At 61.6% G+C, this 22733-nt stretch carries 24 protein-coding genes; 13 read left to right on the forward strand and 11 right to left on the reverse strand.

Translation table 11 applies throughout. From position 1 onward, the window contains the following. Positions 1-87 precede the first annotated feature (87 nt). From ACSQ20_RS10045 to ACSQ20_RS10055, 3 genes are all read left to right on the forward strand, one after another. Positions 88-357, forward strand: coding sequence for a type B 50S ribosomal protein L31 (locus tag ACSQ20_RS10045; protein WP_436019453.1), 270 nt, complete (start codon positions 88-90; stop codon positions 355-357). Between the two features lie 203 nt (positions 358-560). Further along, positions 561-2318, forward strand: coding sequence for an ArnT family glycosyltransferase (locus tag ACSQ20_RS10050; RefSeq protein ID WP_436019455.1), 1758 nt, complete (start codon positions 561-563; stop codon positions 2316-2318). Positions 2319-2324: 6 nt separating this feature from the next. Then, positions 2325-3710, forward strand: a complete 1386-nt coding sequence (locus ACSQ20_RS10055) for an MATE family efflux transporter (protein ID WP_436019457.1) — start codon at positions 2325-2327, stop codon at positions 3708-3710. On the opposite strand, the gene ACSQ20_RS10060 is transcribed toward ACSQ20_RS10055, so the two are convergent. The 5 genes from ACSQ20_RS10060 to ACSQ20_RS10080 all read right to left on the reverse strand — a co-directional run bounded on the left by ACSQ20_RS10060 (position 3674) and on the right by ACSQ20_RS10080 (position 8658). Next, a complete protein-coding gene (locus ACSQ20_RS10060; protein WP_436019459.1) occupies positions 3674-4114 on the reverse strand; it encodes a carboxymuconolactone decarboxylase family protein in 441 nt (146 codons plus the stop codon). The genes ACSQ20_RS10055 and ACSQ20_RS10060 overlap by 37 nt on opposite strands. Further along, positions 4051-4536 carry a MerR family transcriptional regulator gene (locus ACSQ20_RS10065; protein ID WP_436019461.1) on the reverse strand — a complete coding sequence of 162 codons (486 nt, stop codon included), beginning with the start codon at positions 4534-4536 and terminating at the stop codon, positions 4051-4053. The genes ACSQ20_RS10060 and ACSQ20_RS10065 overlap by 64 nt, the downstream gene beginning before the upstream one ends. A gap of 105 nt (positions 4537-4641) precedes the next feature. Continuing rightward, on the reverse strand, positions 4642-7239 hold the full coding sequence (gene clpB, locus ACSQ20_RS10070) for an ATP-dependent chaperone ClpB (RefSeq protein WP_436019463.1): 2598 nt from the start codon (positions 7237-7239) through the stop codon (positions 4642-4644). A 66-nt stretch (positions 7240-7305) separates the two neighbouring features. Beyond that, a complete protein-coding gene (locus ACSQ20_RS10075; RefSeq protein ID WP_436019465.1) occupies positions 7306-7824 on the reverse strand; it encodes an RrF2 family transcriptional regulator in 519 nt (172 codons plus the stop codon). A gap of 231 nt (positions 7825-8055) precedes the next feature. Beyond that, the gene (locus tag ACSQ20_RS10080; protein WP_436019467.1) at positions 8056-8658 is read right to left on the reverse strand and encodes a hypothetical protein; all 603 of its coding nucleotides are present in this window, start codon (positions 8656-8658) and stop codon (positions 8056-8058) included. 98 nt (positions 8659-8756) lie between these two features. On the opposite strand from ACSQ20_RS10080, the gene ACSQ20_RS10085 reads away from it, so the two are divergent. From ACSQ20_RS10085 to ACSQ20_RS10110, 6 genes are all read left to right on the forward strand, one after another. Continuing rightward, positions 8757-9344, forward strand: coding sequence for a dihydrofolate reductase family protein (locus tag ACSQ20_RS10085; protein WP_436019469.1), 588 nt, complete (start codon positions 8757-8759; stop codon positions 9342-9344). 47 nt (positions 9345-9391) lie between these two features. Continuing rightward, a complete protein-coding gene (locus tag ACSQ20_RS10090) occupies positions 9392-9622 on the forward strand; it encodes a hypothetical protein (protein WP_436019471.1) in 231 nt (76 codons plus the stop codon). Between the two features lie 91 nt (positions 9623-9713). After that, positions 9714-10487: a TetR/AcrR family transcriptional regulator gene (locus tag ACSQ20_RS10095; RefSeq protein WP_436019473.1), complete on the forward strand. Its 774-nt coding sequence runs from the start codon at positions 9714-9716 to the stop codon at positions 10485-10487. Further along, entirely contained in the window at positions 10463-10927 is a 465-nt protein-coding gene (locus ACSQ20_RS10100; protein WP_436019475.1) for a TetR/AcrR family transcriptional regulator C-terminal domain-containing protein, read from the forward strand. Before ACSQ20_RS10095 ends, ACSQ20_RS10100 begins: the two co-directional genes overlap by 25 nt. Before the next feature lie 128 nt (positions 10928-11055). Then, positions 11056-11505, forward strand: coding sequence for an SRPBCC domain-containing protein (locus ACSQ20_RS10105; protein WP_436019477.1), 450 nt, complete (start codon positions 11056-11058; stop codon positions 11503-11505). 174 nt (positions 11506-11679) lie between these two features. After that, positions 11680-12177, forward strand: coding sequence for a group III truncated hemoglobin (locus ACSQ20_RS10110; RefSeq protein WP_436019479.1), 498 nt, complete (start codon positions 11680-11682; stop codon positions 12175-12177). A gap of 24 nt (positions 12178-12201) precedes the next feature. Here ACSQ20_RS10110 and ACSQ20_RS10115 read toward each other — a convergent pair whose 3' ends face one another. The 6 genes from ACSQ20_RS10115 to ACSQ20_RS10140 form a co-directional block, all read right to left on the reverse strand. Continuing rightward, positions 12202-12690 carry a molybdenum cofactor biosynthesis protein MoaE gene (locus ACSQ20_RS10115; protein WP_436019481.1) on the reverse strand — a complete coding sequence of 163 codons (489 nt, stop codon included), beginning with the start codon at positions 12688-12690 and terminating at the stop codon, positions 12202-12204. A 34-nt stretch (positions 12691-12724) separates the two neighbouring features. Then, positions 12725-12982 (reverse strand): molybdopterin converting factor subunit 1, encoded by a 258-nt coding sequence (moaD, locus tag ACSQ20_RS10120; protein WP_436019483.1) that lies wholly within the window; start codon positions 12980-12982, stop codon positions 12725-12727. A gap of 31 nt (positions 12983-13013) precedes the next feature. Then, entirely contained in the window at positions 13014-14252 is a 1239-nt protein-coding gene (locus ACSQ20_RS10125) for a molybdopterin molybdotransferase MoeA (RefSeq protein WP_436023030.1), read from the reverse strand. 179 nt (positions 14253-14431) lie between these two features. After that, positions 14432-15883: a threonine synthase gene (gene thrC / locus ACSQ20_RS10130; protein ID WP_436019485.1), complete on the reverse strand. Its 1452-nt coding sequence runs from the start codon at positions 15881-15883 to the stop codon at positions 14432-14434. A gap of 10 nt (positions 15884-15893) precedes the next feature. After that, positions 15894-17219 (reverse strand): homoserine dehydrogenase, encoded by a 1326-nt coding sequence (locus ACSQ20_RS10135; protein ID WP_436019487.1) that lies wholly within the window; start codon positions 17217-17219, stop codon positions 15894-15896. A gap of 76 nt (positions 17220-17295) precedes the next feature. Further along, positions 17296-18543 (reverse strand): pyridoxal phosphate-dependent aminotransferase, encoded by a 1248-nt coding sequence (locus tag ACSQ20_RS10140; RefSeq protein WP_436019489.1) that lies wholly within the window; start codon positions 18541-18543, stop codon positions 17296-17298. 344 nt (positions 18544-18887) lie between these two features. On the opposite strand from ACSQ20_RS10140, the gene ACSQ20_RS10145 reads away from it, so the two are divergent. The 4 genes from ACSQ20_RS10145 (at position 18888) to ACSQ20_RS10160 (ending at position 22733) form a co-directional block, all read left to right on the forward strand. Next, entirely contained in the window at positions 18888-19262 is a 375-nt protein-coding gene (locus tag ACSQ20_RS10145; protein WP_436019491.1) for an Mth938-like domain-containing protein, read from the forward strand. 88 nt (positions 19263-19350) lie between these two features. Continuing rightward, positions 19351-21087, forward strand: a complete 1737-nt coding sequence (locus ACSQ20_RS10150; protein ID WP_436019493.1) for a glycosyltransferase family 39 protein — start codon at positions 19351-19353, stop codon at positions 21085-21087. 71 nt (positions 21088-21158) lie between these two features. Beyond that, the gene (locus ACSQ20_RS10155) at positions 21159-21530 is read left to right on the forward strand and encodes a DMT family transporter (RefSeq protein WP_436019495.1); all 372 of its coding nucleotides are present in this window, start codon (positions 21159-21161) and stop codon (positions 21528-21530) included. Between the two features lie 48 nt (positions 21531-21578). Next, positions 21579-22733 (forward strand): DegT/DnrJ/EryC1/StrS family aminotransferase, encoded by a 1155-nt coding sequence (locus ACSQ20_RS10160; RefSeq protein WP_436019497.1) that lies wholly within the window; start codon positions 21579-21581, stop codon positions 22731-22733.

The raw sequence follows: 22733 nt of genomic DNA on the forward strand, positions 1-22733 counted from the left end.
GCATAATCGCCGTTTTTCGACCTTGGGCAAGTGGCTCGCGGTGAAAAGCAGACGCGGGTTGGCTACCGGCAGACTAAAGGAAACACCATGAAAGAGAATACGCACCCCAATTATCGCGAAGTCGTTTTCCAAGACATGTCGAACGGCTTCACGTTCATGACGCGCTCGACGATCAACACACGCGAAACGATCGAATTCGAAGGCAAGACGTACCCGCTGGCGAAGATCGAAGTATCGTCGGAATCGCATCCGTTCTACACGGGTCAGCAAAAGATCATGGACACGGCAGGCCGTGTCGAGAAGTTCAACAAGAAGTTCGGCGCGCGCGCCGCCGGCAAGGCAACAACCGGCCAATAAGGCAGCACGCCCGCGCGGGCGAGCGGCAACGCGCCGTAGCAAAAAAAGGGCAGCCGGGGCTGCCCTTTTTTTGTCCCAACGCATTTGCCCAATATGAAGCGCTGACGGCCCGTTGCAGGCCCGTCTACAATGCCGATTCGCTCGCGCCGATCGTACGCCGCACGGCACGCGCCAAACAACTACAACGACCGCTGTCCATCTGCATGAAACCAGTCGTCCGTCTCACTGCCTCTGCCACGCGCGCCCTGCCGCGCTGGCTCTTGCTGACAATCTGCATCGTTTATGCGGCGTTCGGCCTGTTCGGCCGCGACCCGTGGAAGAACGAAGACGCCGCGGGGTTCGGCGTCATGTGGACCATGGCGAACGGCGGAGGCCACGACTGGCTGCTGCCGAACCTCGTCGGCAAGTTCATCACCGATAACGGTCCGCTCGGGTACTGGCTCGGTGCCATTTGCATCCGCCTGCTGGCGCCGTGGGTCGACGCCGCTAACGCTTCACGGGTGTCGACAGGCATCCTTTTTTGCGCGACCTGCGCGCTCGTCTGGTATACGGCTTATCTGCTCGGGCGCCGTCCCGAAGTGCAACCGTTCAAATACGCGTTCGGCGGCGAGCCGCAGCCGCGCGACTATGGCCGGGTACTCGGCGACGGTGCGCTGCTGATCCTGCTCGCCGCGTTCGGCCTGGCCGAACGCGGCCACGAAACGACGCCGCAGCTCGCTCAATTCATGAGCATTGCGCTGGCCGGCTATGGTCTCGTGCGTGGTCTCGACAAGCCAGTGCAAGGTGCGCTCTATTGGGGGCTCGCGCTCGGGCTCGTCGCGCTTTCGGCTAACCCGCTGCTTGCCGCGGTGTTGTTCGTCGGTACGCTCGCCATGACGGCGTTCGTGCCCGAGGCGCGTTCAGTCTGGCTTTTTGTCATCGGTGTACCGCTTGCGCTCGTGCTCTCGCTCGTGTGGCCGGTCACCATACTGAAGCTGTATAGCGACGACGCCCGATGGTTCATCGAACAGTGGATCAACGGCAGTATCAATCGATTCTCGGCGCCGCCGGGACACGTCGTGCGCTACGCACTCAAAAACCTGCCGCTGTTCACCTGGCCGGCTTGGCCGCTGGCGATGTGGGCCTGGTTCAGTTGGGGCGGGTTGCGCCGTAAGCCGCACATCGCCGTGCCGTTGGCCGTGATTGCACCGGTGCTGATACTGGCCGTGCTGCAAAGCCATCAAACGAACCGGCTTTACATGTTGCTGTTGCCGCCGCTTGCCGTGTTGGCCACGTTCGCATTGCCAACGCTCAAGCGCGGGGCCATCAACGCCATCGACTGGTTCGCCCTGCTCAGCTTCACCATCCTGAGCACATTCGTTTGGCTGGTTTGGCTGGCGTCGCAAACCGGGTTTCCGCACGCCCTCGCCCGCAATCTGGCGCGGCTCGTGCCCGGTTATACCCCGCACTTCGACCCGCTTTCGTTCGTCTGCGCGATCTGCGTCACGGCGTGCTGGCTCGTGCTCGCGCGCTGGCGGCTGGCGCGCCATCCGAAGGTGCTCTGGCGCAGCGTCGTGCTCTCGAGTGCCGGCACGACGTTGATGTGGGTCCTGTTGATGACGCTGTGGCTGCCGATCGTCAACTACAGCCGGACCTATCGCGATGTCGCCATGCAGATCGCCGAACATCTGCCCGACGACTATACCTGCATCTCTCCGGTGCGCCTGGGGGATGCGCAGTTGGCCTCGTTCGCCTACTTCGCCGACATGCAGTTTTCGTTCAGGAACGATTGCGATGTATTGCTGCGTCAAGACCCGCAGGACTTCATTGCGCCGAGCCCGATGCCGAGCTACATCTGGAAGCTCGTCTGGGAAGGCCGCCGGGCGGCTGACCGTGACGAACGCTTCCGGCTTTACGTCCGGGTCGATCGCCCGAAGCCGCCGGCGATACGGCGGAAACATCCGCTGCCGCACCGGCGTTGACGCGCGATGTTTGCTGACATCCGCAGGATCGCCAGCCTCGCTTGGCCCGTGCTGATCGGGCAACTCGCCATCATCGCGTTCGGCGTGATCGACACTGTGATGGTGGGCCGCTATTCGGCGGTCGATCTCGCCGCGCTGGGGCTCGGCTCGTCGATCTATGTGTCAGTCTATGTCGGCCTCACCGGCGTCGTGCTCGCTTTGCAGCCCATTGCCGGCCAGCTCTTCGGCTCGCGGCATCATGCGCAAATCGGCGAAGAAGTGCGGCAAGCGCTGTGGCTCGCCGCAGGGCTTTCGGTGCTCGGCTTTGCCGTGATGTTCTTCCCCGGCCCGCTACTAACGATCGCGCACGTGCCGCCTGCGCTTTACGAGCGCACCGAGCTTTATTTGCGCATCGCGGCGTTCGGCCTGCCTGCGAGCCTGCTCTTTCGCGTCTATTCCGCGCTTGCGAACGCCGTCGGAAAACCGCGCCTTGTGATGATCCTACAAATTGGCGCGCTCTTCGTCAAAGTCGCACTGAATCTGTGGTTCATTTTCGGAGGCTTGGGCCTGCCACCGTCCGGCGGCCCGGGCTGCGCGCTCGCCAGCACGATCATCAACATCGGGCTTGCGGCGATTGGCTTGCTGCTGCTTGCAAGGTTCGAAGAGTTCGCGCCGTTCGGCATCTTCGCGCGTTTTTGCTGGCCCGACCTGTCGCGACAGGCGGCGCTGCTCAAGCTCGGCGTGCCAATGGGGCTCTCGTATCTAATCGAAGTCACGTCTTACACGTTCATGGCGCTTTTCATCGCACGCTTCGGCACGACGACGCTGGCAGGACATCAGATCACCGGTAACTTCGGCGCGGTACTTTATATGACGCCGATGTCGATCGGGATCGCCACGTCGACGCTGGTCGCGCACGCGCTTGGCGCCAATCAGCACGACGCGGCGCGCACGCTCGCGCGGCACGGCATCGTGATGGCTTGTGCTGTAGGGTGCGTGTACGCGTTGGTGGCGCTGTTGCTGCGCCCCGCCATCCTCGCCGGCTACACGACCGACGCGGCTGTCATCGCAGCAGCGATGCCGCTGATGCCGATCATGCTCGTCTATCACATTTTCGACACGTTCCAGACGGCGAGCGCATTCGTGCTGCGCGCCTACAAAGTCGCCGTCGTGCCGACGGTGATCTATGCGATCGCGCTGTGGGGCGTCGGGCTCGGTGGCGGCTACCTACTCGGTTTCAACATCGGCGGCGGTGTTCCGCAGTGGCTCACCGGCGCACGCGGCTTTTGGGCCGCGAACGCGGCGAGCCTGGCGGCCGCCGGCGCGGGCCTCTTCCTGCACTGGCGCACGATCAGCGTGCGCCGCGAGCGGGCGTATCAGGCCTCGCAAGCAGCGGCGGTCGATTCCGCCTGATGTGCCTGTTCACGCGCGGCGAAAACCTCCCGCGCCGCGAAAAGCGCATTGAGCGCGGCCGGGAAACCCGCGTAGACGGCCATCTGAATGAAGACTTCGACAATCTCCTCTTGCGTGCACCCCACGTTCAGCGCCGCGACGATGTGCACTTTCAATTGGGGCTGAGCATTGCCGAGGGCCGCGAGCGCGGCGATCGTCGCAATCTCGCGTGATTTGAGGTCAAGCCCCGGGCGGCTGTAAATATCGCCGAACGGGAATTCGACTACAAGCCGAGCGAAATCCGGTGCAATCGGCGCGAGTGCCGCAATAACTTGCTCGCCGGCCTCGCCGTCGATCTCTTTCAGCTTGTCCCATCCCCGCGCGTAGCGTTGGTTTTCGAGAGCGTTCGTGTCGGTGTGTTCCATCGCAAGTCCTTGGTCGGGTTCGGTTTCGATTCGGTTGTTTCCACTCGATTCGTCATGTCAGCGGCAAGCGTCTCGTAATGATCGATCTTGTCTTCGATCACCTTCAGATTCGCCTTCAATTGCGCGAGTTCGTCGAGCACGCCTTTGCGATGCTCGACAAGCAACGCCAGCCGCTCGCCCACCGTCTCGTTGCCTCGGGCCCGCAAGGCGGCGAACGCCTGCATCCCCGCAATCGACATCCCGGTTGCCTTCAGACGCATCACGAAACGCAGCCATTCGATGTCCGCCCGCGCATAAAGCCGGTGGCCGGCATCCGTGCGCGCAACGGGCAAAATCAAGCCCGCCTGCTCGTAATAACGCAACGTATGCGTCGTGACGCCGAGCTCGGTAGCCATGCGGCCAATCGTGAGCGCTTCTGACATGACACCCCCAACGTTAAGACTTCGAGTGCACACGAAGTCAAGCAATTTGTACATGCGATGCAAAAAAAGGCGACCGGATCGGCCGCCCGTCGAGTGTCGTTCCAATCAGTGAACGACGCGTTCAAACACTAATTCGCCATCCTCCACTTCCACAGGAATGACATCTTTAGGTCCGAACTTGCCGGCCAGGATCAGCTTGGCGACCGGATTTTCGATCTCCTGCTGAATCGCGCGCTTGAGCGGCCGCGCACCGAAAAGCGGATCGTAGCCGACCTTCGCAATCCGCTCGAGCGCCTCGTCCGAAATCACCAGTTGCATTTCGAGCTTCGCGAGCCTGTCTTGCAAGCGCGCGAGTTGGATCTTCGCAATCGATTCGATGTTCTTCCGATCGAGCGAATGGAACACGACCACCTCATCGATTCGATTCAGGAACTCGGGACGGAAATGCTCCTTGACCTCGGTCCAGACCGCATCCCTGATCATTTCTTGCGGGTCGCCGGACATGGCCTGAATCATCTGCGAGCCGAGATTCGACGTCATCACGATCACCGTGTTCTTGAAATCGACGGTGCGCCCCTGCCCGTCGGTCATACGGCCGTCGTCGAGCACCTGCAGCAAGACGTTGAACACGTCCGGATGCGCTTTTTCGACTTCGTCCAGCAGAATCACGCTATACGGCTTGCGGCGCACGGCCTCGGTCAAATAGCCGCCTTCTTCATAGCCGATATAGCCCGGCGGCGCGCCAATCAAACGTGCCACGCTGTGCTTTTCCATAAATTCGCTCATGTCGATGCGGATAAGATGCTCTTCCGAATCGAACAGGAACGAGGCCAGCGCCTTGCAGAGTTCCGTCTTGCCCACCCCGGTCGGGCCGAGGAACAGGAACGAGCCGTACGGGCGATTCGGATCGGCAAGCCCGGCGCGCGAACGACGAATGGCGTCAGCGACGGCACTGATCGCTTCGTCCTGACCGACGACGCGCTCATGCAGTTTGGTTTCGATCTGCAATAGTTTTTCGCGCTCGCCCTGCATCATCCGCGAAACCGGTATACCGGTTGCCCGCGAGACGACCTCCGCGATTTCCTCCGCGCCGACTTGCGTACGCAAAAGCCGCGGGCGTTCGACATTGTGCTGTTCGTAAGCCTCGGCTTGCGTGACCTGCTTGAGGCGCGCCTCGAGCCCCGGCAACGTGCCGTATTGCAATTCCGCGACCTTCTCGAGCTTGCCTTCGCGCTGCAGACGGGCAATCTCGGCACGCGTCTTTTCGATCTCTTCCTTCAGTTGCGCGCTGCCCTGCACCGCCGCTTTTTCGGCAGTCCAGATTTCGTCGAGATCGGAGTACTCGCGATTGAGCCGTTCAATTTCCTCTTCGATCAATTGCAAACGCTTTTGCGACGCTTCGTCCTTTTCCTTTTTCACCGCTTCGCGTTCGATCTTGAGCTGAATCAGCCGCCGATCGAGACGGTCCATCTCCTCGGGCTTCGAATCGATTTCCATCTTGATCTTCGACGCAGCCTCGTCGATCAAATCGATTGCCTTGTCCGGCAAAAAGCGGTCGGTAATGTAGCGATGTGAAAGCTCAGCCGCAGCGACAATCGCCGGGTCAGTAATTTCGACGCCGTGGTGAAGCTCATAGCGCTCCTGCAGCCCGCGCAGAATGGCAATGGTCGCCTCGACCGAAGGTTCGTCGACGAGGACCTTCTGAAAGCGCCGCTCGAGCGCCGCGTCCTTTTCGATGTACTTGCGATATTCGTCGAGCGTCGTCGCGCCGATGCAATGCAGCTCGCCCCGCGAGAGCGCGGGCTTGAGCATGTTGCCCGCATCTATCGCGCCTTCCGCCTTGCCGGCACCGACCATCGTATGAATTTCGTCGATGAAAACAATGGTCTGCCCTTCATCGCGGGCAATATCGTGCAACACGGCTTTGAGCCGCTCTTCAAATTCGCCGCGATATTTCGCGCCAGCGAGCAAGCCGGCCATATCGAGCGACAGCACACGCTTGCTCTTGAGCGATTCGGGCACCTCACCGTTCACGATCCGCTGCGCAAGCCCTTCGACGATGGCAGTCTTGCCCACGCCCGGCTCGCCGATCAACACTGGGTTGTTCTTTGTGCGCCGCTGCAGGATTTGGATCGCACGGCGAATTTCGTCGTCACGGCCGATCACCGGATCGAGTTTGCCGGCACGCGCGCGTTCGGTCAGATCGATCGTATATTTCTTCAGCGCCTCGCGCTGGCTCTCGGCTTCGGCGCTATGCACCTGCGCGCCGCCGCGTACCGCGGCCACCGCGGCTTCGATCGCACGCCGCGTCAGGCCATGTTGGCGCACGAGCTTGCCGGCGTCACCCTTGTCGTCGGCTATCGCGAGCAGAAACATTTCGCTCGCGATGTAGGTGTCGTTGAGCTGCTGCGCTTCCTTGTCGGCCTGGTTTAACAGGCCGTTGAGCTCGCGGCTCACTTGAATGTTGCCGTCCGTGCCCTGCACTTGTGGCAAACGCGAAATCGCCTCGTTGACTGCCGTCTGCAGCGCCTGAGTATGCACGCCGGCGCGCGAGAGCAGCGAACGCGACGAACCGTCCTCCTGCGCAATCAGCGCGCCCAGCACGTGCACCGGCTCCAGGTATTGATTGCCGCGGCCGACAGCGATGCTCTGTGCGTCGGCCAGCGCTTCCTGAAATTTGGTGGTGAATTTGTCGATTCTCATGAAGAGACCTCCAATTTTGACTACCACCAACATGAGGGGCGAGCCGCTCGTTTCAAGCGTGCCAGATCAACTATCGTCGGCCGCCGCAGCAGTAATCGGAATGGTGCCCGTTTTGCGCTCGCCGGGTGGTAGCCGAAGCTGAACCGGCGGCGCCAGCAGCGCGGCCAGTTGCGCGGCCGGTTCGACGAGTTCAGCGAGCGTGTGCCGATCGAGTTCCGCAAGGAACGCGCCGCGCGCAGCTTCGAACACGTGCCGCAGCTGACATTGCGGCTCGATGACGCACTTGCGTTCGTGGCTGCCTTCGCGTTCGAGACAGCCGACGAGCGCAAAGTCGGTCTCCGTGGCACGGACGACCTCGCCGATCGTCAGCCGCAGCGACTTGTCGTTGAGCCGCAAACCGCCGTGTCGTCCGCGAATGGTGTCGATCCAGCCGAGCTCACCCAGTTGCTGCACCACTTTCATCAGATGGTTCTTCGAGATGCCGTAGGCCTCGGAGATGTCTTGGATCGTCGCCAATCCTTCCCGGCGCACGGCCAAAAACAGCATGACGCGCAGTGCATAGTCGGTGTAGTCGGTCAGTCTCATGGCTGTGCTCGTGTTGGCCTGCCCGGCAAGGCCATCTTATACAGTGTGAAAAACCCCGCCCTGCAAAGGGTTGTGTATCCAGCGACTTGACCATAATGTGCATTCAGAATGCGTGATTATGCAATGAATGCTGCATTACGGTTGCCCGGCGTTTTTCCCGACGTTTCCCGCATGGCCGATTGGTTGATTTGGTTGGTATGGCGCGCCATTTCGGTCCAAAACCGCGAGTCCCTAGCACCGCCGCTTCACGCCAGAGGTAGCGGTGAGGGTTCGCAGTAATTCCGTGCGGCTGCTGCGGATACAGACATTCGTTTTGCTGACCACTTCCACCCGCTGCTCGACCGCGCGAATCTGGTTTCGGGCATAGGTGCCATCCTCATGCCGCAGCTTGCGGCGAACGGCTCGGGCGAAGGTGCCGAGCGTTTGTGGCGTGATCTCTGGACCGATCCGCTCGACATGCGTCACCGCCCGCTCGGCGTCACCGCGCGCCTGATCGCGGATGGTGGTCAGTTCTGCGATCCGCGTGTTGAGCAATGCGTCGCCCATATCCACCGAGCCGATCTCGATCGCTTCGTAAAGCCGCGCCGGCTTGGCCTCTGCCTCGGTCGCGCGACGCTCCTTCTCGGTGGCATGCAAGCGGCGTTCTGCCGCCCATTCTTCGCGCCGGTTCAGAAGCTGATCCATCAGCTTTTCAAGGCGCGCCGGATTGCTCTCCCATCGGCCGCCGATCACCTCGAGCGACAGATTGATAAGGCTGACCTGCCTGATTTCTTCGGGCCATTTTAAAACCACTTTACTATTGACATCATTACAATCGGGCGTCAACGGCTCCAATTGTAAAGCGTTGGCAGGGCCGAGTTGGTCCGCATCGCATCGCATCACGGCACACCGCCTGAATTGGCAACCATCTATAGAGCGGAAGGATTCCGAAAATGAGAAAGCTCATTCTTCAGATGCAGATGTCGGTCGACGGCTTTGTTGGCGCCGACGGCGACCACGACTGGCAGGTTTGGGGCTGGGGTGATGACAACCGTTGGGACGAGGCGCTCAAGAGGGATTTCAACGCTCACTTCCAGTCCATTGACACCATATTGTTGAGCCGCAAGATGGCGGAGGAAGGCTATCTGTCCCATTGGGGCAATGCGGCGAAGAGATATCCGCAGGACCCGTTCTATGCCTTCGCGCAGCGTATCATCGATGTGCAAAAGGTGGTGCCGAGCGACAGGCTGGAAGAGTCCCGATGGGAACGTACAGTGGTCACAAGCGGAGACCTCCCGCGTGAAGTTGGCACGTTGAAGGCTAAGGAGGGCGGCAACATCGCTGTCTTCGGTGGGGCGGGTTTTGCCTCGGCATTGATTGCGGCCGGGCTGGTGGACGAGCTCCAGTTCTACATCAATCCGGCAGTCCTTGGCGGCGGAACCCGCATCTTCGACCAAGCTGGCTTCCGCAAGCTCCGCCTGCTTGGCTCAAAGGCCTATGAATGCGGCATCGTGGTGAGCCGTTACGCTCCGGCTGCCTAGGTGCGGTTCAAAATCGCCTGCTGCAAGAGGCTAGCTCCGAGGTCGAAGTGCCCGCCATCGTCTCGGAGGCGGAGTTCGAGGCGGTGCAGCGCTCGCGCAAGGCGCACAGTCCGAAGATGATGCCGCCAATGGCCGTAGGCGGGCCGACATTGGTCACCGGCATCTGCTTTTGCGCCCGCTGCTGCGGGGCGATGACGCTGCGCACCGGCACCCGCATCGTGGCCGCGAGTGCACCGTCGCCAGCGGCCTTTGCACCTCGGCGCCCGCGCCGACGCTGAACGCCATCAACTCGAAGCCAAGGCTTGCAATTCTACGGCGTATGTCTACGGTGTATATATAGTCGACCCTTCGAAAATCGGCTCAAGTTGGATGCTCACAATCCTTTCCGTGATAGCGCTCTTCCTCGTGGCAGTGACAATGGGTTTGTCGTTGGCGCACGCGTTGGAATTTCCAGGCAAGCTCCGGCTCGATGAGCCGACATGTCGGGCGGTGCAGGCGATCTACTATCCTGGCTTCACAACAGGTGGCCTCATCGGCGAGTTTGGCGGGATGGTGGCGCTTGCCGCTCTGATCGCCATGACGCCCACGACAATCGAGCGATTCTGGTGGTCCGCCGCGGCATTCGGCTTCGTCCTGATCGGTCACGCTACGTACTGGATGGTCACGCACCCCATTAATGCCGCTTGGCTGAAAGACACGAATCTGACCGGCATGAGCAAGATGTTCTTCGGCATGTTTTCTGCGCCAGATGCAGATTGGAAGCACATGCGAAACATATGGGAGTATTCCCATGTGGCGCGCGCGGGCCTCCATATCCTCGCATTTTTATCCATGACTCTGGTCCTGATTCGTTGGAGGCGGACGGACGTGCCATCCGCTCGTAAACCAGGAAATCGTGACGCGGCCCCCTCACCACGAAAGCCTCGCGATCTCACGCGGCAGAAGGTGGTGGACGCGGCCTTGGCGCTCATCGACAAGAGCGGCGCAGATGCGATCAGCATGTGGAGCTTGGCTGATGCCCTCCACGTCACGCCAATGGCACTTTACAATCATTTCAGCAGCAAGCTGCGACCTCCTTTTAGCCGTTGCGGACACCGTCATAAGCACTGTCAAATTCGATGGGGGACAGGCAGACTGGCGTGATCGCGTTCAGCATTGCTTCGAAGCGCTTCGAAGCGCTTCGAAGACTTTGCCTCCAGCATCCGGGGCTGCCACGCCTCCTCGAGTTTGATGGCGCTGCGCCGGAAAGCGTTTTCGCCCCCATGGAAGTCACGTTGCGGGCGCTTCATGAGGCCGGGCTCGATGACGTTGATAGCCTGCGAACTTACTTCCTTTTGACCGGGTTCACGCTTGCGCAGGCAGCCTATCAAACCCGTCCAATTCCAGATCTCGAACCTTCGGAAACGATCCGAACGGAGCGCATCGCCGGCCGCGGCTATACGACCACCGAGCGGCTTGAGCTGCCTTTGACGTGGGATTTCGACGCGAGCTTCGCCTTCGGCGTTTCGTTGATCCTGAACGGCGTCGAGGCAACCGTTTCGCAAAAAATCGCAGTGCCACGCATTGATCGCACAGGAGGTTAGCATGGTGGAAAAGGGGTGGACTGGCTGGCGCCGCGTAATTGCCGATCAACGCCCCGGCCAGCTAACTTCACCCGCGAAGCTGACCCACGGCAATAATGTTCAATGGCAATTGTCCAGGAGGAACTGACATGTCTTTCGATGTGAATGTCCGCGAGAGAATTCTCCGCCCCGTCGACGAGGTTTTCGATGCAGTCGTTGATCCCGCCAAATTGTCCGAGTACTTCATCAGCAGCGCGAGCGGACCGATCGAAGAGGGGCGCCGGATAACCTGGTCGTTCGACGACGTTGGCACGAAGGTGGAGATCGACGTGATCAGCGTGAAGACGGGAAAGGAGATCGTCTACGAGTCTTCCGCCCTCGGTCACAAGCTGCGCACGACGATCACTTTCGAACCGGACGGCGCCGATGCAACCGTCGTCACGATAAAGGATTCCAGCTTTGAGATGACCGAGGACGGCGTCAAACGTGCTTTGGGTCAGAACGCGGGCTGGACCTACACGCTGTGCGGGCTAAAGGCCTACGTCCAATTCGGCATCAATCTGCGAAGCGGCCTGAACAAGCGGCTGACAGACGTTTAGGTTTGGCCGTGCACGCGCTCGACCGCCAACCGCTCTTCCTCCGGCGTCACGTGCCGGCGTGCTCCCCGGCGGTCTTCAGATCGCCCGCAGACCGTAGTGCGAAAGACGAAATGTATACGTTACATTTACGCTGCGCGGGACGCCATTTTGCAGCGCGCCTCATTTGGATTCACGATGAAAACCCCACCGCCCTCTGACGCTCGAGCGTTCATTCCCTACGTCGAGCCGACAGAAACGAACATTCGCGAACTTGTCTACGCTTTTTACGACCGCATTCGCGGCGATGCAGTGCTGGGCCCCGTATTCGACGCCGTACTCGCAGGGCGCTGGGATCAGCATATGCCGAAAATGTGTCTATTCTGGTGCAGCCTGGTGCTAGGCGACAAGGGCTACCGTGGTAACGTGCAGCAGGCGCACCAGCCAATCGAAGGCCTCGAACCGCGCCACTTCAGCCGCTGGCTGCACTTGTTCCTCGACACCGTCTGCGAGCGTTTCGAGCCAGCCGCCGCCGTCCGCTTCATGGAGCCGGCCCTGCGAATCGCCCAAAGCCTGCAACTGAGCCGTTTCGGCTGGGATTACACGGCGCCGCCCGAGCAGCAGGCCCTACTCCAAAGTATCGTTCCAGCGCGCAACACGCCTCAAACGGTAATACGCGGCAAGCGCTTTGCATGAATCGGGGCGCCAGCGCCCTTTGATCTAACGCTGCGTCTGATGCGTCTCGGCGTTACCGGCTGCGATGCCCCAGCGCGCCAACGCCTCGTCGTCGGCTACGCGGGCGTCAACCCAGCGGGCGCCGGTGGGCGTGGTTTCTTTTTTCCAGAATGGTGCCTGCGTCTTGAGATAGTCCATCACGAACTCGCAGGCGGCGAAGGCTTCATGCCGGTGCGACGCGCTCGCCGCTGCCAGCACGATCTGATCGAGCGGATACAGTTTGCCCACGCGGTGGACAATGAGCACCTCGGAGCCGGGCCAACGCTGCTGCGCCTCCATCGCGATCGCTTCAAGCGATTTTTCGGTCATCCCCGGATAATGCTCGAGCTCCATCGCGGCGACCATGTCGCCTTCATTCAGATCGCGCACGGTGCCGACGAAACAGGCAACAGCGCCAACCTTCGGGTTGCGCGCCCGTAACGCCGACACCTCGGCGGTCAAATCAAAATCGGCGGTTTGGACACGGACGATCATCTGCGGCTCCTGTCATCTACCGAGGCAATAGCGTTCATCCGCCCGTCACGGGCGGGAAAAATGCGACCTCGCAGCCTTCTGTCAGGCGCGTCGCGGCATCGGTCATCGCGTGGTTGCAGGCCATGCGCAGCACACGCCCCTCGGCGAGCGTGTCGCTCCACGCGCCGCCACGGGCGCGCAGCCAGACGCGGACGTCGCCGACGGTACGCACGTCCGCCGGCAACTCCACCGATTCCTGCGCGAGCCCCAACGACTCGCGCACGCTTGCGAAATATCTGAGTTCGATCTTCATTCGATGGCGGCTCTTCGTCGTTCGGTGCCCGTCAACCGAGCAACTCGGGAAAAGGCAAAAAGCGCACCGTTTCGCCGGCGCTGATTGCGTGGTTCGGTGGGTTATCGATGAGGCCGTCGCCCCATACGGTCGAAGTCAACACGGCCGAGCTCTGGTTCGGGAACAGTTCGAGGCCGCCCGCGGCGTTCACGCGGGCGCGCAGGAATTCGTTGCGCCGGTCGGCTTTGGACTGCGTAAAGTCGGCACGCAGCGACAGTGCCCGGGGCGCCACATCGCGCACACCGGCCAAGCGCAGCAGGAACGGCCGGACAAACAGCAAAAACGTCACGAAGCTCGATACCGGGTTGCCCGGGAGTCCGATGAAAAACGCCTCCGCGTCAGCAGACTCCGCTTTTGCCCCGGCCGGCCGGCGCGGCCGGCGTATTGCACCGAACGCGAGCGGCTTGCCCGGTTTCATCGCGATCTGCCACAAATCCAGCCGGCCCAGTGCCTCGACGGCCGGCCGAACATGGTCTTCCTCGCCCACCGACACGCCGCCCGACGTCAAAATGAGATCATGAGCGCCGGCTGCGTCGGCAAGCGCGGCGCGCGTCGCGTCGAACCGGTCCGGCACGATGCCGTAATCGGTCACCTCGCAGCCGAAGCGTTCGAGCAGTCCCCGCAACGTAAAGCGGTTCGAATTGTAAATGCCGCCCGGCGCCAGCGGTTCGCCCGGCATCGTCAGCTCGTCGCCTGTGAAAAACACCGCTACCTTGACGCGCCGCGTTACCGATAGCTGCGCGCAGCCGATGGACGCAGCCAAGCCCAGCGCCTGCGGCATCAAGCGCGTGCCCGCCGGCAGGATCACCGAGCCGCGTCGGATGTCGGCCCCTTGCACGGTCACCCATTCGCCGGGCTTCGGCGTATGCAGAATCTGCACCGTTTCGCCGACGGCTTGCGTCTGCTCTTGCATCACCACCGCGTCGGCACCTTCCGGCACCGCCGCGCCGGTGAAAATGCGAGCCGCCGTGCCCGGCGTAAGCGGCAGACAAGGATGCCCGGCCGCAATGCGCTGCGAAACCGGCAAACACCGGTCGCCATGCAGCAACTCTGCACTGCGAACGGCATAGCCATCCATCGCGCTCGTGTTCATCGGTGGAACGTCTAAACCGGAGACGACGTCGGCGGCAAGCACGCGGTTCAGCGCCTCGACCGTCGGCACCGTTTCGCTGCCCGTTACGGGCCGGGCGGCGGCAAGCAGCAGCGCAAGCGCATCCGCGGTCGACAGCAGCGGCGCGCGCGGGGGTGAAGGGGGTGACGCGTGTGAGGTCGACATCGGGATGGTTGACATCTCTGGCGGCGAGACTGTCATTGTAACGACGCTGGGCGGCAACGCGTGCGAGAAGCAGCGGCACGACGTCTGGACACGCCGCCCTCTCGCGAATCGAATCCTGCCGCGCCTTTGCCGCGTTACTGCGCGATGTGCGCAGTGATGAAATCTTTCACGCGCTGCACGTCGGCGGGCAGGACTTCGAAGCGCTGCGGCAGCGCCTCCAAGCCTTCAAACGCCGCCGGCCGCTCCGGCTCGCGGCCGAGCGCCTCGCGTATCGTTTCGCCGAATTTGACCGGCTGCGCCGTCTCGAGCACGATCATCGGCACACCCGGTTCGAGATGCTCCCGGGCCACCTTCACGCCGTCCGCCGTGTGCGTATCGATCATCGTGCCGTAGCGGGCGAACACATCGCGGATCGCCTCGACCCGATCATCGTGCGTGCTGCGTCCCGAGACGAAGCCGAATTCACGCACACGCGCGAAATCGCCGCTCGCCACGAGATCGAAGCCGCCTTTTTCGTCGACATCCCGAAAAAGCTGGAGCACGCGCGCCGGATCGCGGCCGAGCAAATCGAAGACGAACCGCTCGAAGTTCGACGCCTTCGAAATATCCATGCTTGGGCTGCTCGTATGGTAAGTCTGAGCCGCACCGCGCACCCGATATGCCCCCGTACGAAAGAATTCGTCGAGCACGTCGTTTTCGTTGGTTGCCACGACGAGCTTGTTGATCGGCAGCCCCATCATCCGCGCGATATGGCCCGCGCAGACATTGCCGAAGTTGCCCGACGGTACGGTGAAGGACACGCGTTCGTCGTTCGAGCGCGTTGCCGCGAAATAGCCCTTGAAGTAGTAGACGACCTGCGCGACGACGCGCGCCCAGTTGATCGAGTTGACCGTCCCGATGCGATGCCGGGCCTTGAACGCGTGATCGTTCGAGACCGCTTTGACAATGTCCTGGCAATCGTCGAACACGCCTTCGACGGCGAGATTGAAAACGTTCGGCTCTTGCAGGCTGAACATCTGCGCGGTTTGAAACGCGCTCATCTTGCGATGCGGCGAGAGCATGAACACACTAACGCCCGCCTTGCCGCGCATCGCGTACTCCGCGGCGCTGCCGGTGTCGCCCGACGTCGCGCCGAGGATGTTCAGCGTTTCGCCATGCTTGCCAAGCGCGTATTCGAACAGATTGCCGAGCAACTGCATCGCCATGTCTTTGAATGCAAGCGTCGGGCCGTTCGACAGTTCCAGCAACGCCAGCGGTGCGCCGCTTTCCACGCCGAGCGGGCGCAGCGGCGTGATTGCCGCGGCGTCTTCGCCCGCGCGCACATTGCAGTAGACGTCGGCGCGGTATGTGCGGCGCGTCAGCCCGCGCAGATCCTCCGCCGGAATATCGTCGCTGAACTTCGAGAGAATCTCGAATGCGAGATCCGCGTAAGGCAGCGTGCGCCAGCGCGCGAGTTCCGCGGCGCTCACGTGTGGGTACTCGGCCGGCAAATAAAGGCCGCCGTCTTTCGCGAGACCGCCCAGCAGAATGTCGGAGAACGTATGACGCTCACCGATGCCGGCGCCGCGGGTGGAAATATAGTTCATGGCCTTTCGCTCAGTTCAGCGCTTCGATGCGAAGCTTGGTGACATCCGAGACGACGGTCGAGAGCGCCTCGATACGGGCAATCGCTGCATTGACATGCTTTTCGCGCGTCACGTGCGTGACGATGACGACGTCGGTCTGTCCGTTCGCGTCGATCTGCTCCGATTCGAGTTGCAGCATCGCGTCGATCGAGATACCGGCGTCGGCCAGCAAGCGCGTGATGTCGGCCAGCACGCCCGTCACATCGGCCACGCGCAGGCGCAGGTAATAGCCGCTCGTTACTTCGTCGATCGGCAATATCGGCGTATCGGACAGACTTTGCGGCTGGAACGCGAGATGCGGCACACGGTGCCCCGGGTCGGCGGTATGCAGCCGGGTGACGTCGACGAGATCCGCCACTACAGCCGATGCCGTGGGCTCCGCGCCCGCGCCCTTGCCGTAGTAAAGGGTCACACCCACCGCATCGCCATGCACTTCGACCGCGTTCATCGCCCCTTCGACATTTGCGAGCAGCCGCTTGGCGGAAATGAGCGTCGGGTGCACGCGCAATTCGATGCCCTGCTCGGTACGCCGCGTAATGCCGAGCAGTTTGACGCGGTAGCCGAGATCTTCCGCATATTTGATGTCGGTCGAATCGAGCTTGGAGATGCCTTCGATGTAAGCCCGATCAAATTGCATCGGCACGCCGAATGCGATCGCGCTCATGATCGTGAGTTTGTGGGCCGCGTCGATGCCCTCGACGTCGAACGTCGGGTCCGTTTCGGCGTAGCCAAGCGCCTGCGCGGCCGCCAACGCGGTCGCGAAGTCGAGCCCGCGCGCGCGCATCTCGGACAAGATGTAGTTGGTCGTGCCGTTGATGATGCCCGCGATAGTTTGAATCCGGTTGGCCGTGAGCCCCTCTCGCAGCGCCTTGATGATCGGGATTCCGCCCGCCACGGCCGCCTCGAACGCCACCATCACGCCTTTGTCGCGCGCGGCCGCGAAGATCTCAGTGCCATGCACGGCGAGCAGCGCCTTGTTCGCCGTCACGACATGCTTGCCGTTCGCAATGGCGCGCAGCACGAGCTCGCGGGCGATGCCCGTGCCGCCGATCATCTCGGCCACGATGCCGATCGCCGGATCGTCCACCACGTCATTGAAGTCCGAGCCTACGTCCACGCTGCTGGCAGCGTCGCCCAACGCAGCATGCGCTTTGGACGGGCTGCGAACGGCGATGCGGGCGATTTCGATACCGCGGCCCGCACGACGTTTGATTTCTTCCTGGTTGCGTCGCAGCACCGTGAAGGTGCCGCTACCCACCGTGCCGAAGCCCAAAAGTCCAACTTTGATCGGTTCCATGCAGCGTCTTTCTAGATTTTGATAAAGCGTTGATGAGTGCGTCTTCTGGCCGAGCGCGCCGAGCGCGTCAGGCGTTTCACGTGCCGTGTTGCTTGCGGTAGTTCTCGAGAAAGCGCGCAATGCGGTTCAGCGAATCGGTCAGGTCGTCGGCGTTCGGCAGAAATACGATGCGCAGGTGATCAGGGCGCGGCCAGTTGAAACCCGTGCCCTGCACGAGCAGCACGCGTTCCTCGAGCAGCAAGTCGAGCACGAACTGCTGATCGTCTTCGATCGGGTAGATCTTCGGGTCGAGCCGCGGGAACATGTAGAGCGCGGCTTCTGGCTTCACGCAGCTGACGCCCGGAATGGCATTGAGCATTTCATAGGCAATTTCGCGCTGCTTGTGAAGCCGCCCGCCCGGCGCGATCAGATCGTTGATGCTCTGATAGCCGCCAAGCGCCGTCTGAACCGCGTACTGCCCCGGCACATTTGGGCAAAGCCGCATCGACGAAAGAATCCCGAGGCCTTCGAAATAGTCCTTCGCGCGGCGCCGGTTCTCGCCGCTCAAGCCTGACAGAAACATCCACCCTGCCCGATAGCCGCACGAGCGGTAGCTCTTCGACAGGCTGTTGAACGTGACCGTCAGCACGTCTTCTGACAGCGCCGCAACCGACGTATGCTTTTTGCCGTCATAGACGATCTTGTCGTACACCTCGTCTGCGAAGACGACCAGACCATGCTGGCGCGCGAGTTCGATCAAGCCAAGCAGCAATTCGTCCGAGTAGAGCGCGCCGGTCGGATTGTTCGGGTTGATGATGACGAGCGCGCGCGTGTTCGGGGTGATTTTTGCGCGTACGTCGTCGAGATCGGGCATCCACCCATTCGATTCGTCACATAGATAATGCACGGGCGTGCCGCCCGACAGGCTGACCGCGGCCGTCCAGAGCGGATAGTCGGGTGCCGGCAACAACACTTCGTCGCCGTCGTTCAGCAGGCCTTGCATGGCCATCACGATCAGCTCGGACGCGCCGTTGCCAAGGTAGATATCGTCGAGCTCCACCCCGAGCACGCCCTTTTGCTGCGTGTAATGCATGATCGCCTTGCGCGCGGCGAACACGCCTTTCGAATCCGAATAGCCTGACGAACTCGGCAAATTGCGGATCATGTCCTGGATGATTTCTTCCGGCGCGTCGAAACCGAACGGGGCGAGATTGCCGATGTTGAGCTTGATGATCCGATGGCCTTCGTCCTCGAGACGCTTGGCGTGCTCGAGCACCGGCCCGCGGATGTCATAGCAGACGTTCAACAGCTTGTTCGATTTCAGAATGGGTTTCACGACGGACACGATTCCTCGGGGAAAACCGAAAAGTAAAAAAGGATGATGGGCGCGGGCAGCCGAGACACCGGGCGCGCGGCGGGTGCCCCGGCGCGGCGGCGAATTTCACCGGGTGGGAAAGGCGCGAACCTGGTCAGCACTTGGAAGCGCTTTTGACGCTCTTTCGGCACTTGCTGCGCGTCGGTCACGACGCAAAGGCGCCGCTGAGCGGCTAAAAAGTTATAATTTAGCGGATTTCGGCCAACTTTCGCAATGCACAACCGCTGCCCTAGCCTCGACGGCCTCGATTCGGCACGTCGCGAATGGGCTGCGCCGCCGCGCGATGGGCGCGGAAGAACTACGGAACAACCGATTTGAAACTACATCAGGATTCGAACGGCGCCTTGAATACGGTTACCGGTTACGGCGCAAATTATGTCGATATCAATCTCGAACGCCACGAAACCAGCATCGTCGTCGTGCCCGATGCGCCGGTCATCGACTGGCCCGTTGCGTCGTTCGAGGCGCTTGCACCCGAGCATTTCGAACTGGTGCTCGCCACTGCCCCGGAACTCGTCGTATTCGGCAGCGGCGCGCGGCTGCGCTTTGCTCACCCCCGGCTCACGGCAGCGCTGACCGCGCGACGCATCGGCGTCGAGTCGATGGATTTTATGGCGGCGTGCCGTACCTACAACATTCTGATGGCCGAAGGCCGCCGGGTCGTCGCAGCGCTCTTGATCGAACAATGAGCGAACCATGCGCGCTGGCCGCTCGCCAAGCACGCGCTTTTGCCGCTTTTTGCCGCGTCACGCGGCTTCGCTAGACGGATTCCGACACATGTCGCTTCAACGTTACTCCCGCGCCGCCAGCGCCGCGCCGGCCGACCGCCTGCCTCCCTTGGATGCGCCGGCATCGCCGTTGCTCGCCAGCCGCGTCGCGATCGTGCTGCTGATCATTGCGCTGGCGCTGATCTGGTTCCTGCCGCTTGGATGGCGGCATCTCGTGCCAAGCGATGAAGGCCGCTACGCCGAAATGGCGCGCGAGATGCTGCTCACCGGTGACTGGATCACGCCGCGCTACAACGGCTACAAATATTTTGAGAAGCCGCCGCTCGAAACCTGGGCCAACGCGCTGACGTTCGCGTGGTTCGGCATCGGCGAATGGCAAGCGCGGCTTTACACGGCGCTCGCGGGCTTCGCGGGCGTGCTGCTCGCAGGCTACACGGCCAAGCGCCTCGTCAGCCCGGCTGCCGGCTTCGCGAGCGCCCTTGTGCTGGCCAGCGCGCCTTACTGGAACCTGATGGGCCACTTCAACACGCTCGACATGGGGCTGGCGTTTTGGATGGAGTGCTCGCTGTGCGCGTTGCTGCTCGCACAACGCGGCGCGGCTACGCCGCGCGAAACGCGGGCCTGGATGTGGGCCAGCTGGGCATCGATGGCGCTCGCGCTGCTCTCCAAGGGGCTGATCGGGCTGCTGCTGCCGGGCGCCACGCTCGTGATCTATACGTTGATCGAACGTGATTGGGCGCTCTGGAAGCGCCTTCATCTGGTGACAGGGCTCGTCATTTTCTTCGCGATTGCCACGCCCTGGTTCGTGCTCGTTCAGGCCCGCAACCCTGAATTTCTCAATTTCTTTTTCATCGTCCAGCAGTTCGAACGGTATCTGACACCCGACCAGCACCGGCCGGGCCCGTTTCATTACTTCGTTTGGGTCATCCTGGTCGGCTTCTTGCCGTGGCTGTCGGTTGCGGTTCAGAGCCTGCGCCACGTGAGCCGCATGCCGCGCGAAGCAAACGGCTTTCGGCCTGCAATGCTGCTCATCGTATGGTCAGTGTTTATCTTTTTGTTCTTCAGCGTGTCGCACTCGAAGCTCATCTCGTACGTGCTGCCGATCGCGCCGGCACTCGCCTTGATGCTCGGCGCATATTTACCATACGTTTCGCGCGCAGCGTGGCATCGCCATCTGCTTGGCTATCTTGCGCTTTTGGCTGTACTAGCGATCGGTGCGATCTTTATCGGCCGCTTCGGCGATGCCCGCACGCCCAATGCGCTCTATGTTGCATTTCGAACCTGGGTGTTTGTCGGAATCGGCGTCGCGGCAGCGCTCACGGGGCTTGCACTGTGGCTGAACCGGCGCCCGAACGTATCCGTCTGGCCGTCCGCGACCGCCTTCGGTGCCGCCTGGCTGCTACTGGGGACGATTGCCGGCACCGGCCACGACGTATTCGGTAAACAAAGCTCGGGAGCTTTGCTCGCACCCGCAATCAAAACCGCACTCGCGCGCCTGCCGGCCGATGCCCCGTTCTACTCGGTTGCGCTGCTCGATCACACGCTTCCTTTTTACGTCGGCCATACGACGATCATGGTCGAAGACGCCAATGAGCTCACGTTCGGCGTGCAACGGGAACCGCAAAAATGGGTGCCGACAGTCGACGAATGGATCAAACGCTGGGATGCCGAGCGCTATGGCCTAGCCCTGATGACAACGTCGCGCTACGAGGATCTCGCTCGCGAGCATGTGCCGATGCGCGTGATCGCGCGCGACACGCGTCGCGTCGTAGTCGAAAAACCTTGATTGCTCGCTACCAGAAATATGCATAGATACGCAAAAGCGCATAAGAACATCACATCATTTGATCCGATTAGATGAACCCGATCTCCCTCTTTTGCATCCTCGCCGGTGTGAGCCTCAATGCCTGCGCGCAACTGCTGCTCAAAGCCGGTGTGAACGCCGTTGGACACTTCGAATTCACCCGTGCGAATATTCTGCCCATTGGCTTAAAGCTCGCGACTCAAATGCCGATCATCGGCGGGCTCGCCTGCTATGTCATCAGCGTCGGCGTATGGGTCGTCGGATTGTCGCGTGTCGACGTCTCGATTGCCTACCCCATGCTGTCTCTGGGTTATGTCGTCAACGCTTTTGCCGCCTGGTATCTGTTCGGCGAGGTATTGTCGGTGCAGCGGCTCGTGGGCATCGGCATCATCCTTGTTGGCGTCGTCGTGCTGGCGCGCAGTTGAACGGGCGAGCGCGCACCTCTCATTTCTATTCATGCGAAGCGTTCATTCATGACCCAGGAACCTCTTCCCTTCTTGCCGTTCGTGCGGCCCGAAATCGATGAAGCCACGATAGAAGGCGTCGTCGAGGTGCTGCGCTCGGGCTGGATCACCACCGGGCCGCAGAACCAGGCCTTCGAAAAGGCCCTGTCCGAATTCTGCGGAGGCCGCCCAGTGCGCACATTCAACTCGGGCACGGCAACGCTCGAGATCGGCTTGCGGATCGCCGGCGTCGGGCCTGGAGACGAAGTCATCACATCGCCCGCTTCGTGGGTTGCCACAGCCAATGTCATCCTCGAAGTCGGTGCAACACCCGTGTTCGTCGATATCGACCCGCTCACGCGCAACCTCGACCTGAACTTGCTCGAGCAAGCCATCACACCGCGCACGAAGGCAATCATTCCGGTGTATCTGGCCGGGCTGCCCGTCGACATGGACCGGCTCTACGATATCGCTCGCGCCCATCGGCTGCGCGTCGTTGAAGATGCGGCGCAAGCGCTGGGCTCACGCTGGCGGGGCGAGCGCATCGGCAAGCTCGGCGACATCGTCTCATTCAGCTTTCATGCGAACAAGAATTTGACGACGATCGAAGGCGGCGCGCTGGTGCTGAACAACGAAGACGAAGCGGAGCTGGCACGCAAGTATCGGCTGCAGGGCGTCACCCGCACCGGCTACGACGGCATGGATTGTGATCTGCTCGGCGGCAAGTACAACCTGACCGACGTCGCGGCACGCGTCGGGCTCGGGCAGCTCGCGCAATTGGAACGCTTCCTGCAAAAGCGCAAAACGCTGGCCCGTGCCTATTTCGAAGGGTTCGCCACCAGTGCCGCGCGCGAACTCGGCGTCGAGCTGCCTGTGGCCGATTTCGAAAACAGCAACTGGCACATGTTCCAGATCGTGCTGCCGCTCGAGAAGCTCGCAATCGACCGAGCGGGGTTCATGCAAAAACTGCATGACACCTACCACATCGGGACGGGCGTGCATTACCCTGCCATCCATTTGTTCACGCTTTATCGCGCACGCGGCTTTGCGGCTGGCATGTTTCCGCACGCCGAACGATTCGGCGCATCGACGCTCACGCTGCCGCTTTTCACATTGATGACCGAACGCGATGTGGCGCGCGTCACGGCGGCAGTCAACGAAATTTGCGAACACTACGGGAAATAA

The sequence above is a fragment of the Trinickia sp. LjRoot230 genome, from assembly GCF_964253315.1.
Lineage (GTDB): Bacteria > Pseudomonadota > Gammaproteobacteria > Burkholderiales > Burkholderiaceae > Trinickia.

Bases quoted from the DNA above. Each gene is read 5' to 3' on its own strand.
- ACSQ20_RS10110 (WP_436019479.1), top strand. From the start codon at position 11,680: ATGAAAACCCCACCGCCCTCTGACGCTCGAGCGTTCATTCCCTACGTC.
- thrC (WP_436019485.1), bottom strand. From the start codon at position 15,883: ATGAACTATATTTCCACCCGCGGCGCCGGCATCGGTGAGCGTCATACG.
- ACSQ20_RS10155 (WP_436019495.1), top strand. From the start codon at position 21,159: ATGAACCCGATCTCCCTCTTTTGCATCCTCGCCGGTGTGAGCCTCAAT.
- ACSQ20_RS10150 (WP_436019493.1), top strand. From the start codon at position 19,351: ATGTCGCTTCAACGTTACTCCCGCGCCGCCAGCGCCGCGCCGGCCGAC.
- ACSQ20_RS10105 (WP_436019477.1), top strand. From the start codon at position 11,056: ATGTCTTTCGATGTGAATGTCCGCGAGAGAATTCTCCGCCCCGTCGAC.
- ACSQ20_RS10115 (WP_436019481.1), bottom strand. From the start codon at position 12,690: ATGATCGTCCGTGTCCAAACCGCCGATTTTGATTTGACCGCCGAGGTG.
- ACSQ20_RS10045 (WP_436019453.1), top strand. From the start codon at position 88: ATGAAAGAGAATACGCACCCCAATTATCGCGAAGTCGTTTTCCAAGAC.
- ACSQ20_RS10050 (WP_436019455.1), top strand. From the start codon at position 561: ATGAAACCAGTCGTCCGTCTCACTGCCTCTGCCACGCGCGCCCTGCCG.
- ACSQ20_RS10100 (WP_436019475.1), top strand. From the start codon at position 10,463: ATGGGGGACAGGCAGACTGGCGTGATCGCGTTCAGCATTGCTTCGAAG.
- clpB (WP_436019463.1), bottom strand. From the start codon at position 7,239: ATGAGAATCGACAAATTCACCACCAAATTTCAGGAAGCGCTGGCCGAC.
- ACSQ20_RS10060 (WP_436019459.1), bottom strand. From the start codon at position 4,114: ATGGAACACACCGACACGAACGCTCTCGAAAACCAACGCTACGCGCGG.
- ACSQ20_RS10055 (WP_436019457.1), top strand. From the start codon at position 2,325: ATGTTTGCTGACATCCGCAGGATCGCCAGCCTCGCTTGGCCCGTGCTG.
- moaD (WP_436019483.1), bottom strand. From the start codon at position 12,982: ATGAAGATCGAACTCAGATATTTCGCAAGCGTGCGCGAGTCGTTGGGG.
- ACSQ20_RS10075 (WP_436019465.1), bottom strand. From the start codon at position 7,824: ATGAGACTGACCGACTACACCGACTATGCACTGCGCGTCATGCTGTTT.
- ACSQ20_RS10160 (WP_436019497.1), top strand. From the start codon at position 21,579: ATGACCCAGGAACCTCTTCCCTTCTTGCCGTTCGTGCGGCCCGAAATC.
- ACSQ20_RS10085 (WP_436019469.1), top strand. From the start codon at position 8,757: ATGAGAAAGCTCATTCTTCAGATGCAGATGTCGGTCGACGGCTTTGTT.
- ACSQ20_RS10095 (WP_436019473.1), top strand. From the start codon at position 9,714: ATGCTCACAATCCTTTCCGTGATAGCGCTCTTCCTCGTGGCAGTGACA.
- ACSQ20_RS10135 (WP_436019487.1), bottom strand. From the start codon at position 17,219: ATGGAACCGATCAAAGTTGGACTTTTGGGCTTCGGCACGGTGGGTAGC.
- ACSQ20_RS10065 (WP_436019461.1), bottom strand. From the start codon at position 4,536: ATGTCAGAAGCGCTCACGATTGGCCGCATGGCTACCGAGCTCGGCGTC.